Annotated in this window: 4 protein-coding genes; all 4 read left to right on the top strand. The window is 67.8% G+C overall.

Annotated elements, in window-relative coordinates:
* Positions 1–36 precede the first annotated feature (36 nt).
* Positions 37–3,537 (top strand): protein kinase domain-containing protein, encoded by a 3,501-nt coding sequence (locus tag SriyCCGPB3_RS20905; protein WP_433963298.1) that lies wholly within the window; start codon positions 37–39, stop codon positions 3,535–3,537.
* Positions 3,534–3,818, top strand: coding sequence for a hypothetical protein (locus tag SriyCCGPB3_RS20900; protein ID WP_153856961.1), 285 nt, complete (start codon positions 3,534–3,536; stop codon positions 3,816–3,818). Before SriyCCGPB3_RS20905 ends, SriyCCGPB3_RS20900 begins: the two co-directional genes overlap by 4 nt.
* A gap of 122 nt (positions 3,819–3,940) precedes the next feature.
* The gene (locus SriyCCGPB3_RS20895; RefSeq protein ID WP_433963279.1) at positions 3,941–5,605 is read left to right on the top strand and encodes a ShlB/FhaC/HecB family hemolysin secretion/activation protein; all 1,665 of its coding nucleotides are present in this window, start codon (positions 3,941–3,943) and stop codon (positions 5,603–5,605) included.
* A 9-nt stretch (positions 5,606–5,614) separates the two neighbouring features.
* On the top strand, positions 5,615–13,153 hold the full coding sequence (locus tag SriyCCGPB3_RS20890; RefSeq protein WP_350259685.1) for a filamentous hemagglutinin N-terminal domain-containing protein: 7,539 nt from the start codon (positions 5,615–5,617) through the stop codon (positions 13,151–13,153).
* The last annotated feature ends 22 nt before the right edge of the window (positions 13,154–13,175 follow it).

The raw sequence follows: 13,175 nt of genomic DNA, 5'->3' as shown, positions 1-13,175 counted from the left end.
GTGGTTGAACTGGTAACCGCCTTCAGCAGGGGAGCGCTGGACCTGCCCGCACTGCTGCGGGCGCTGGCCCGGCATGACCACGTGGCCGATGCCGACTACCGCAACGGCGTGGACACGCTGTGGCGCATGCGCCAGCAGCAGGCGATCGATGAGGTGTCGATGAATACCCTGCTGCAGCGTCTGCAGGATCTGCGCGATGCCAGTGGCAGCACGCTGTCGCGCGATGACGATGCCACCGTGGTCAAGCCCGCACGCAGCGCCGTGCCGGACGAGATGACACGTGTGCAGCCCGGCGAGGATGTCGCGCGCACGGATGCGGCTGCCGAGGGTCGCACCAGCGGTACCGCGTCGCAGAGCTCGAGCCTCTCGGCATGGCAGCAGGTTGCGGCAGCCGCGGGCCAGACAGTGACGGTTGGCAGCCTGTTGAAGGGACGCTTCCAGCTGGAACGCGAACTGGGCCGCGGCGGCATGGGGGTGGTGTACCTGGCCCGCGATGCGCGCAAGGTAGAGGCACGCGATCGCGACCCCTGGCTGGCGGTGAAGGTGCTCAGCGATGAGTTCCGTCGCCACCCCGATGCGCTGGTGGCACTGCAGCGCGAAGCGCGACGCTCGCAGCAGCTGGGGCACGACAACATCGTGCGCGTGTATGACTTCGACAAGGATGGCGCCATCGTGTTCATGACGATGGAGTACGTCGATGGCCAGGACCTGCGCACGCTGATCCGCGAGCAGGCCTTTGATGGCATGCCGATGGCCCGTGCCTGGCCGCTGATCGAGGGCATGGCCGGCGCACTGCGCCGCGCGCACGCCTCGGGCATCGTCCATTCCGACTTCAAGCCCGGCAACGTGATGGTCACCGCGCAAGGTGTACCGAAGGTATTCGACTTCGGCATTGCCCGCGCCGGCAAGCATGCGGTGGATGTGGCGGGCGAACAGACCGTGTTCGACGCCGCCTCGCTGGGGGCGCTGACACCGGCGTACGCCAGCCTGGAGATGCTGCGTGGCCAGCCGCCGACACCGGCCGACGATGTCTATGCGCTCGGTTGCGTCTGCTTCGAACTGCTCGGTGGCCGCCATCCCTACGACAAGGCCAGCGCCGAAGTAGCACTGCGCGAGGGTCGGCGCCCGCCTGCGCTGCGCGGCCTTGGGCGGCGCCCGTACCGTGCCCTCTGTGCGGCGGTGGCCCTGCCCGCGGACAAGCGGCTGGCCAACGTCGATGCGCTGCTTGAAGGCCTGCGTCCGCGCAGCTGGCGTGAACGCGTACTGCCGCGGGTGGGCTATGCCTCTGCGGCGGTGGTGGTGCTGGCCGGCGCCGGTGTACTGGTCAACCGCCATGTGCACGAGCAGCGCCTGGCCGAAGTGAGTGCGCGGTTGGGAGCCGATGATCCGCAGCGCTATGAAGACGCCGCGCAGGCCTGGGAAGGTCTTTCCAGTCTCGATCACGAACAGCGTGCCAAACTGCTGCTGGACCACCCGGGACTGATCGAAGGCTTCCTGCTGCGGCGCCTGGATGCGCTGTGGGCGCCCTCCGCCGGCCGCTACGACTACCCGGGGACGCAGGAAGTGTTCGCGCTGCGCGATCGCCTGCGACTGTACTCACCCACGCTCGATGCGCGGCGCGAGCGCCTGCAGGCCGAGCGAGACCAGGCGCTCAACACGCTCGACACCCAGCGCCAGCGGCACATTGCCGAGGGGGATCTGTTCGGCCATGGCAGCGGCAGCCTGTCGGGAGCATTGGCAGCCATCGCCGCGATCGATCCGCGCAATCCGCTGCTGCGTGATCCTGCGCTGGAACAGGCCTATGAACAGGCCATCGCCAGTGCGTTGGGACAGGGTGACACCGCGCAGGCGGAATCACGGCTGCAGCAGGCGCAGCGCAGCTTCCCTGATGCGCTGGGGTTGCGTCTGCAGGCGGCCCAGCTGCGGGTGGCATCGCAGCCGGATCTGCAGGTGACCGCGCTGCCCGCCACAGTCGCGCAGGCGCGGGAGCGCCTGCAGCAACGCCTGGCCAACCCGAGTGCCGATGCCGCCTGGCAGACCGATGTCGCGGCCGCACTGCAGGTGATCCGGCGCGATGCCGGCGCCGAACTGCCTGCGGCGCAGAACGCGCTGGCCACCGCCGTGGCTGCCATCCTGGGAGGACACCGGGAACCGACACAACTACCGGATGACCTTGTGCTGCTCGACTTCGCGCGTCGCCAGGCACCGGACACGGCCGCGTTGGCGGCGGCTGCCAGTCAGCTGCAGCAGCGCCAGCAGGCACTGCAGCAGTCGCTGGCCGATAGCCGCAGTGATGCTGCATTGGCTGCGCAGAGTGAATCGCTGCGGCGCGCGATCGCCGCTGGAGACCTGGACAAGGCACAACGCACCTGGCAGCAGCTGCATGTGGTGCAGCCCGATGCCCCGTTCGTGCGTGAGCAGGCGCCCGCACTGCTGGACCAGGCTACCCAGGACCAGGCGGTGCTGCGGCTCGCCCAGGGTGATCCGGCAGCCGCTGACGCACTGCTGGCGCGCGCGCTGCAGGTGATGGGCGCGCGTCCCGTACTACAGGCGGCACGTGCACGCCTGGACGTGGTGGCGGCGGTACTGGCCGCCAGCACGCAGGCATCGACGAAGGACAGCGAGCGCGAGCGGCTGCGCCAGCAACTCGATGCACAGTACCGCCGTGATCCGCAGGCGATGGAGCGGTTGGAAAAAGCGCTGCGAACGCACGGGCGTCTCAAGGGCGATTCGCTGCAATCGCTGCTGCAGGGAGAGAAGGGCGCAATCGTGGCCGCACAACCGCCACCGGCCTCAGCGGCAACGGCCACTGGCGGCACGCATGCAGCGCGCAATGCACCGCGTCCGCCTGCGGCAACGCCGGTCAGCGCTGCCGTCGCCGCGGCGGCCGATGCGGATGATGTGCCGTTGCCACCGGTGCCCGACGGCCCCGATCCCTGTGCAGGTCTGGCCGGGCGTGCACAGCCCTGCTACGACGCGCTGGCCGAAGCCCGTGGGCCGATGCTGGTGGTGGTGCCCGGGGTGTCGGGCGGGCCTGCGTATGCGCTTTCGCGCGGGGAGATCGCGGTGGATGACTTCAACCGGTACTGCCGGGCCAGTGGTCGTTGCAGTGTGCAGCCGGCATCCGGCGAGCAGGGGCGATGGCCCGCACGCAATCTCAGCCTCGCCCAGGCGCAGGGCTACGCGCGTTGGCTGACCCGCGCCAGCGGTGGCTGGCGCTACCGCCTGCCGAGCGATGCCGAGTGGCTGCACGCCGCGCAGGCGCAGCAACAATGGCGGCAGGCGCCGGACAGCAACTGCATTCCGCCCAGTGCCAGCGCTGGCAGCGGTGTGCCGGTGGGCGTACGTGGCCGCGAGCCGAATCCGTGGGGCCTGGTCAACCTGACCGGCAACGTCTGGGAATGGACCAGCAATGGCAGCGTACGTGGTGGCAGCTACGCCAGCTTCTGGTCGGACTGCACGGTGCAGGCACACCGCGCGCTGGCGGGTGCGGCGCAGCCGGATGTCGGCTTCCGGGTATTGAGGGAGCTGAAGTGAGCGGCTGGGAAGAGCACGCCAACCGCAGCCTGCAGTCGTTGGCCGATGCCCACCAGCGCGGCCAGATCGACCTGCAGGAATACCGCGCTCGGCGCCGTCGGGTGCTGCAGGGCGTGCGTGAACGCTGCCTGCAGACCCAGAGGCACCGGCCTGCGGACCCTGTTGCCGGGGTCTCGCCGGGTCCGACGAACGGTCGCTCACGAAGTGCGCTGGTTCTCATTTTGTATGTCATGCTGACGATGGGGTTGTTGCTGTGCATCTATGTCTTGGCAGTTGGCTGATGGCCACCTGGACGCCAGGGGCGCGTCGCCGTGCCCGGATCTTTCTTTGTCTGTGCCGCCCGGGGAGGGGCCGTACGGAGGACGCGACGCCCCGGCATCCATTGTCATCGGAGGACAGAGCCATGCCATTGAAGCGTTCGTCGTTTGCGTTGCTGCTGTCGGCAGCCCTGCCAGTCGCGGCGATGGCCCAGCAGGCCGAAGGGGGGCCGGCCACCGCGCTGCCCGACATGGCCGCGCGCACCGGCAACCAGACCCTGCAGGTGCGCGGCTTCCGTGCCAGCGACGTTGGTGAGCATCCGCAGCGTGGCATCACGCCTGCGCAGGTGCAGGCCGTGCTGGATGCCTACTTTGCCCGCCTGGCGCATGGCGCAGATGCGGTCGCGATGGACTTTGCGCAGCTCCAGGGGGCGGCCGATGCGGTCACTGCGGCCTATCGCAAGGCGGGCTTCCTGGTCAGCGTCGCCTACCTGCCACCGCAGAAACCCGATGCTGAAGGCCGCATTGAAGTACGCGTGCTGGAAGGGCGCATCGGCAAGGTAGTGGTGCAGGGCAACCAGCGTTACCGCACCCATACGCTCAGCAACGTGGCCGAGCGCCTGCGCGGGCAGCCGCTGCGCCAGGCCGACATCGACAGCGCTTTGCTGTATGCACGTGACCTGCCCGGGGTATCGGTATCTTCGGTACTGCAGCCCGGTGAGAACGTTGGTGAAACCGATCTGGTACTGGTCGCGCGTGAAAGCGGCCGGCCGTACGAGGTCAGTACCAGCGTGGACAATCACGGTACCGAGTTGACCGGGCGCGGGCGCGCCCAGCTGGGCGTTACCTGGAACAGCCCGCTGGGCCTGGGCGATGTATTCGCGGCCAGTGGAACCTATGCGTTCGATCCGCAGGCCAGCCGCGCCGGCGCGCTGTCCTACAGCGTGCCATTGCAGGCGGTGCAGGGACTGTCGGTGCTGGCCGGCGCCAACCGCAGCGAGCTGGAAGTGGACGACGGCATCCTGCGCGGTTTCAAGCTCAAGGGCCCGGCCTCCCAGGCCTATGCCGGCGCCGACTGGAAGTTCATCAACCGCCCCGACCTGCAGGTGACCAGCTCGGCGCGCTATATCCGCGAGAGCTCGCGCTTTGAAGCGCTGGGCCTGGTGCTGTCCAAGCAGAAGTACGACGTGGCCGAGGTGGGCGCCAGCCTGCGCCATAACGATGCGCGCTGGCATGGCATCAACCTGGCACAGTTGAGCGTGCGCCAGTCGCTGCGCGATCGCTCGGCCGACTTCGATGCGATCAACCCGACCCGCGACAGCCGGTTCAACGTGGTGCGCCTGGGCCTGCTGCGGCTGCAGTACCTCAGCCGCAGCCAACGCCTGTTGTTCAAGTTCAATGGCCAGTACAGCAACAACTCGCTGCCGGCGCTGGAGCAGTTCCAGGTGGGTGGCAATGACAGCGTGCGGGGGTATGCGCAGGGCGAGACGCTGGGCGATCGTGGCTGGTACGGAGCGCTGGAGTACCACGTCGATGCGCCGGGTTTCGGCGACGTCGCCTCGCCGTTCCGCGGGGTGCCGTGGCGCGAAGTACTGGAGCTGGACGTGTTCGCCGACCAGGCGCGCGTGTTCGATGTCGATGGGCTGGAGGCGCCGGCCGATCTGGCATCGGTGGGAATGGGCGCGACCTTCCGCCTGCGCCAGTGGAAGAACCTCGAACTGCGCGTGGCGGCGGCCAAGCCGACCAGCGCCCTGCGACCGGGTGACGGCCGCGATGTCCGCGTGTATGCGCGGCTTGGCCTGACCTTCTGAGGAGCGACCATGAACCGTATCTACCGACTCGTCTTCAATCCTTCGCTGGGCCAGGTGCAGGTTGCTGCGGAGTTCGCACGCGGGCCGCGTCGCTGTGTCCCGGGGCGATCGCGCGCCGCCTTGTGGCTGGCACCCCTGACCGCGGCGCTGCTGCTGACCGGCAGCCTGCAGGCCACGGCGCAGACCCTGCCACAGAACGGCACCATTACGTCGGGCTCGGGAATCATCAACGTCAATGGCAACACCATGACGGTCACCCAGCAGAGCCAGGCTGCGTTGTTCCAGTGGAGCAGCTTCAGCATCGGCTCCGGCAACACGGTCAGATTCGATCAGGCGGGCTCGAGGTCGACGGCGATCAATCTGGTTACCGGCCCGTCCGCCAGCATCATCAGCGGCCAGCTGCTGTCCAACGGGCAGGTATTCCTGCTCAATCCGGCGGGCATTACGTTCACCGGCACTGCCAGCGTCAACGTGGGCGGGTTGCTGGCCAGCACCCTGATGCCCGGCGCACAGGGGATTCCGCTGGATGGTGGTGTGTTGCCGCCCAGTTTCGAATTGGGCGGCACAGGGACCAATGCCGCGGTCAGCAACCTGGGAGGCACGCTGACGGCGACGGCCGGAGGCATCAGCCTGGTCGGCGGTTCGGTGTTCAACAACGGCTACATCGCGGCACCGCTCGGCAATATCGATCTGGCGGCGGCCAGTGCGGTCACCGCGGTGACCGGCGTGTCATCGGCTGGCATGCCAAGCCTGGCGTTCGTCACCACCGCAGCGAGTGGCATGGCAGGAACCGGTATCAGCAACGTCGGTACCCTCAGTGCACGCAACATCAGCATGACGGCGCTGATGGGACCTGGTCTTTCCTCCACCGGTATCAACGCGGGTGGCACGATCATCGCCAATGCGATTGATGGCGCTGACGGCAGCCTCACCATCCGCAGTTCCGCACCGGTGGCGATCAACGATGCCATCATCACGGCCAACGCGATGTCCACGGTGGGATCGGCTGTCATGGGGGGGCCGGTCGCCATCCAGATGACCGGCGGCAGCATCGACGCCACGACCGTGAACTTGAATGGCGGCATCAACGGCGACGTGGTGCTGTCAGGCTCGATCAAGGCAGACTCGATCGGAATCGACGCGAACAACATCACCCAGACCGCGGGTTCGCTGGAGGGCGCGCTGCAACTGGACACGCAGGGCCGAGTGACCCTGGGACAGGCGAGCAATGCCATCAGCCGCGTTGGCGGCCATGTCGGTACCGACCTGACCCTGGCCACCTCGACCAGCCTGGCGAACAGCGGGGCGCTGTCGGTAGGTGGCAATACCACGCTCGACGCAGCTACGGGCAACATCACCCTGACCCATGCCGGCAACAGTTTCGGCAACCGGGTCAGCGCGAAAGGAGCCGATGTCAGTCTGGTCGGCATCGGTGCACTGAACCTGGGCGATATCGATGCGCGCAGCCTGGATGTGCAGGGCGGCAGCCTTGGCCTGAGCGGCACGATCACCACGTCCGGTGACCAGGCCTATCGGTCCGCAGTGACACTCCAGGGCAACTCGACGCTGCAGGGCGGAACGATCCGGTTCGACGGCACGGTTGATGGCAGCTACTACCTGGGTGTCGCCGCCAGCGGAGTGACCACCTTCCTGGGCGCCATTGGTGGCAGCACTGCATTGCAGGGATTGAATGTCGCCACCGGCAGCGGTGCGCGCTTGTCCGGCGACGTCACCACCCTTGGCATGCTCGCGTTCACCGGTCCGTTGCAGGTATACGGATCGCGCCGCCTGACTTCGCTGGGTGGAAACATGACGCTGGGCGGGGCGGTCGACGGTGACGGTGGCGATTTGAGCCTGAGCGCGCGCCAGCTCACGCTCGCCGGCGCAGTGGGCGCCACCGGACCGGTGGATCGCCTGTACGCCAGTGCCGATACCATCACCCTGGGCAGTCGCATTGCCAGCAGACGCGAGATGCTGCTGCAGGGCGACATCCGGCTGGACGGCAACACGCAGCTGGTCAGCACCAATGATGGCGTCATCACCACCGATGGCATTTCCAGCAACATCGGCAGTGGCTACAACCTGACGATCAGCACCGGCAACCGGATCCAGGTCAACGGCAACATCAGTGCCGCCGATGTCGACATCAGCGGACTGATCTTCAGCGGCCGCGGCATCGTCAGCAAGGGCAACCTCGGCATCGACTCCCGGCTCAATCTGCTCCAGACCGGCAGTTACCAGGTCGATGGCCTGTCCCGGTTCAGCAGCCAGGGAGACATCACACTGACTGATGCAGGCAACCGCTTCAGCGGTGAAGTCGCGCTGCAGGGCGGGAACGCCGAACTTCGCGCAGGCGACCTGCTGCTGGGTAGTACTTCGCTGCAGGGCAGCCTCGGGCTGCATCTCACTGGCGGACTGCAGCAGGCCAGCGGCAGCGCGCTGAACATCGGGGGTACCACCCGCATCGACGCCGGCGGTCCCATCAACCTCGACAGGGCGAACGGCTTGGGCCAGCCGGTCAACCGGTTTGGCGGTGAGGTGTCACTGAAGGGTCGCGGCAGCTACATCTCCGCTGCGGGCACGCTGGCCTTCTCCGATTTCGATGTGGACAGCCTGTTGGCGACGGCGGATGTCGTGCAGCTTCCCGCCAGCGGCAGGAGCATCGGCCTGCAGTACTTCCTGGGCAATGTGGTACTGACCCGCGACAGCGTGCTGGACAGCCAGCTTGGCCAGATCAACTTCCGGGGGCGCATCGATGGTGGGTACGCACTGACGCTCGCGCGCGGGCTCAACGTGGTGTTTGCCGATGACGTGGGCGGCAATCAGGCGCTCGCCAGTCTCGACATCAGTGGTGCGGGTCCGCTCCAGCTCGGCGGCAACATCACGGCCGACGGCGCGATCCGGCTGGGCAACGTCAACCTGGTTTCGAACACCCCCCGGTTGTTCAGCGTTCGCAGCAACAACGGCAACCTGCTGGCGGGTCGTATCGACGGCAGCAGCGATGGCCGCAGCAGCCTGGCGCTCAACGCGCACGGCGCGCTTGAACTGCAGTCCGGTGCGGGTACCACGCCCGGCGCGGGGCTGGCCAATCTCGAACTCAAGGGGGCAAGCGTGATCGCGCAGGCGATCCGCACCAGTGGCCGGCTTGACGTCAGCAGCACCACCGGGTTCACCCAGGGCGGTACGCTCACTGTCGGCGGCGATGCCAGCTTCAGTGCCGGCAGCAGTGGCAACCTGATGCTGGATACAACGGCCAACACCTTTGCCGGCAAGGTCGCGTTGAGCGGCAACCAGGTGCGGATCCGCGCGCAGCCGGGCCTGGCACTGGATGGGGTGACGGCTGCGGCACTGGATGCGGGCAGTGCGGGGGCGCTGTCGTTGGCCAATGCCAATGTTGCCGGCGCTGCGGTCCTTGACGGTACGTCCCTGCTGTTCGACCAGGTGAGCATTGGCGGAGCCCTGCTGGCTACCGCGAGCGCGGGCGACATCCGCCAGGGAAGTGGGAGCCTGGCGATCGGCAACAACAGCCAGCTGACAGCCAGCACCGATATCGTGCTGGACGGAACCGGTAATCAACTGGGCAGCGCACTGCAGGTACAGGGCCGTGACATCACCCTGTCCAGCAGCACGGCACTGGATATCCAGCAGCTGCAGGCTGCGCGCGATGCCGTGCTGGCGGGTAACGACGTGCGGCTCGGGACCACCTCCGTGCAGGGAACACTGCAGGTGAACAGCACCGGTGCGATCACCCAGTCTGCTGCGCTGCAGGTGGCAGGCAACAGCCGCTTCCAGGCGGGTTCGGACATCACCCTGGACCAGGCCGGCAATCGTTTCGACGGCAGCGTGGGACTGGACGGTGGCAACGTGGCTGTCACCACCAGCGGCGGTCTGCTGCTGGACAGGGTGTCCGCCAGCGGTAATCTGGATGCACGCGCTGGCAGCGCCGGTGTTTCCCAGCAGGCGGCAGTCCAGGTCGGCGGCCGCAGCGATATCCGCACGCAGGGCGCCATCGTGCTGGATCGTGCTGACAACCGGTTCACAGGTGCGGTCGGACTCGACGGAAAGGGTGTCGATCTGCGCGCCGCGGGCGATCTGCAGATTGATCGTCTGAACAACGCCGGGCAATCCGATATACGCCTGCATGCGGGCGGAGGACTGCAACTGCCCACCTCTGCCATCGATGCCGGTACCGGCAACCTGGCCCTGCTCGCCGATGGCGGGGTGTTGCAGGCCAATGCGTTGCTGGCCGGCAACAACGTCACGCTGACAGGCCGCGATGGCGTGCGGCTGGGTGGTGACCTGCGCAGCGGTGGTTCACTGACCCTGTCCAGCAGCAATGCGGACATCGTGCAGATCGCTGCGCCCAACGGCGTGGGCGGCAGCGTGCAGGCTGCGGGTGCGGTGCAGGTCAACGCAGGCAACGGACGCATCGCCCTGGGCAACGCCGGCAACCGTTTCGGTGGCGTGCTCAACCTGTCCGGTGGTGATATCAACGTGGCCGCCGATACGCTGCTGCTGGGCAGCGTCAACGCGGGCGGCACGTTGTCGCTGGTCAGCGACGGCGACATCCGCCAGCAGGGTGCCGTGCAGGTGGCGGGCACGACCCGCCTGAGTGCCGGTGGTGACATCGACCTGCAGGCGGCGGGCAACCGTTTCGGTGATGCCGTGGCCGTGCAGGGCCGGCAGGTGACGTTGGCCAGCACCGACCCCCTGCAGCTTCAGGGGGTGACGGCGGACAGCCTGATCGCGCGCAGCGGTGGCCACTTGAGCCTGGGCGCCGCCGGCATCGCGGGCAATGCCACGATCGAAGGGGCCTCCCTGCTGCTGGATGGAGCCACCATCGGCGGCACGCTGTTGGCGACCGCACACGCGGGTGCGATCCGCCAGGGAAGTGGGAGCCTGGCGATCGGCAACAACAGCCAGCTGACAGCCAGCACCGATATCGTGCTGGACGGAACCGGTAATCAACTGGGCAGCGCACTGCAGGTACAGGGCCGTGACATCACCCTGTCCAGCAGCACGGCACTGGATATCCAGCAGCTGCAGGCGGCGCGCGATGCCGTGCTGGCGGGTAACGGCGTGCGGCTCGGGACCACCTCCGTGCAGGGAACACTGCAGGTGAACAGCACCGGAGCGATCACCCAGTCTGCTGCGCTGCAGGTGGCAGGCAACAGCCGCTTCCAGGCGGGTTCGGACATCACCCTGGACCAGGCCGGCAATCGTTTCGACGGCAGCGTGGGACTGGACGGTGGCAACGTGGCTGTCACCACCAGCGGCGGTCTGCTGCTGGACAGGGTGTCCGCCAGCGGCAATCTGGATGCACGCGCTGGCAGCGCCGGTGTTTCCCAGCAGGCGGCAGTCCAGGTCGGCGGCCGCAGCGATATCCGCACGCAGGGCGCCATCGTGCTGGATCGTGCTGACAACCGGTTCACAGGTGCGGTCGGACTCGACGGAAAGGGTGTCGATCTGCGCGCCGCGGGCGATCTGCAGATTGATCGTCTGAACAACGCCGGGCAATCCGATATACGCCTGCATGCGGGCGGAGGACTGCAACTGCCCACCTCTGCCATCGATGCCGGTACCGGCAACCTGGCCCTGCTCGCCGATGGCGGGGTGTTGCAGGCCAATGCGTTGCTGGCCGGCAACAACGTCACGCTGACAGGCCGCGATGGCGTGCGGCTGGGTGGTGACCTGCGCAGCGGTGGTTCACTGACCCTGTCCAGCAGCAATGCGGACATCGTGCAGATCGCTGCGCCCAACGGCGTGGGCGGCAGCGTGCAGGCTGCGGGTGTGGTGCAGGTCAACGCAGGCAACGGGCGCATCGCCCTCGGCAACGCCGGCAACCGCTTCGGTGGCGCGCTCAACCTGTCCGGTGGTGATATCAACGTGGCCGCCGACACGCTGCTGCTGGGCAGCGTCAACGCGGGCGGCACGTTGTCGCTGGCCAGCGCCGGCGACATCCGCCAGCAGGGTGCCGTGCAAGTGGCGGGCACGACCCGCCTGAGTGCCGGCGGTGACATCGACCTGCAGGCGGCGGGCAACCGTTTCGGTGATGCCGTGGCCGTGCAGGGCCAGCAGGTGGCATTGGCCAGCGATGGCGCCCTGCAGCTGCAGGGTGTGACGGCAGGCAGCCTGGTCGCGCGCAGTGCAGAACGCCTGACCCTGTCCGCGGCCGACGTTGCCGGCAATGTGACGCTGCAGGGCCAGCAGCTGCACTTCGGCACGACACATGTGGGTGGCAACCTGCAGGCCACGGGTAGCAACGGCATCGATCAGGACGGCACGCTGCGCGTGGATGGCAGCACCGACCTGCGCAGTGATGCGTCGATTGCACTGGGATCGGCTGGCAACGAGCTGCGTGGCGTGGTGTCGCTGGCTGGCGTGGGTATCGATCTGGCCAGTGCGGGCGACCTGCGCATCGGTTCGCTCGACAACCGCAGCGCCGCAGTTCGCCTGCAGGCAGGAGGCTCGCTGAACCTGCCCACCGGCGTGATCGATACCGGCGGCGGTGACCTGCAGCTGCTGGCCGGCGGCGCATTGCAGTTGCCGGCGGCGTTGCGTGGAAACAACATCACCCTGCGCAGCGGCCAGGACCTGCAGCTCGGCCAGGACGTGCTGGCTGCGGGGGAACTGCAGCTCGGCAGCGGTGGCGCGCTGACCCAGAGCGGTGGTGTGCTGGCCGCACAGCGCCTGCAGGGCAGCGCCGGCGGCAAGGCCAGCCTGCGCGGCGACAACCGTATCGCCACGCTCGGTGACTTCAGCAGCCAAGGCCTGGAGCTGCGGACCACGCAAGGGCTGCAGGTGACCGGCAATGTGCAGGCTGGCGCGCAGGGCCTGCTCGACGTGCATGGTGGTGATCTGCAGCTCAATGGCAGTGTGCAGGCGGGCCAGCTGCGCCTGCAGTCGTCCGGCGCGATCCGTGCCGGTGCTGGTGGACGCCTGCTGGCTGATCAGCTCAGCGGACGCGCCGCCGGGCCGACGATGCTGGGCGACGCCTCGCAGTTCGTGGCCAATGCCATCGGTACCCTCGGCGATTTCCAGTCGCCCGCAGGCTTCAGCCTGACCAACGCCGGTACCCTGGCCCTTGCCTCGCTCAACGGCAGCGCATTCAGTGTCGATGCGGGCAATAGTGGGTTCTACCTGAAGGTGCAGGGCGGTGACATCCGCCAGCTGGGCACCACGCCGGTGCTGGCCGGTGCCAGCCACTGGTGGTCCAGCGGCAGCATCGGCACCCAGCCCTTGCCGATCTATCTGACCAGCGCCGGCAGCAGCCACGTGGTGGACTTCATCGGCCGCCCACCGGCGTACTTCTATGGCATCGGTACGGATGGACTGCCGCTGGTGGTGGGCGGCGGCCTCAACCTGCCCACGGCGATCGTTGGCGCGCGGACCCAGGGCAGCGTGCTGCCGCGGGTTGCCTATGTCGACATGGGCGCATTGAGTGCCCAGTACCGCGCGTTCGGCATCGTCCAGCCCGGCATCCGCCTGCCGGCCGACCAGACCGTGGCCTGTGACAGCGGTGACCCGGACGCGGAGTGCGCGCAGTGAATCCCACCCTGCCTGGCCACTG

It is taken from the genome of Stenotrophomonas riyadhensis (genome assembly GCF_040256885.1).
Taxonomy (GTDB): Bacteria; Pseudomonadota; Gammaproteobacteria; order Xanthomonadales; family Xanthomonadaceae; genus Stenotrophomonas; species Stenotrophomonas riyadhensis.
The sequence above is the reverse complement of the archived record's forward strand: the minus strand, read 5'-3'. Positions and strand labels throughout refer to the sequence as shown.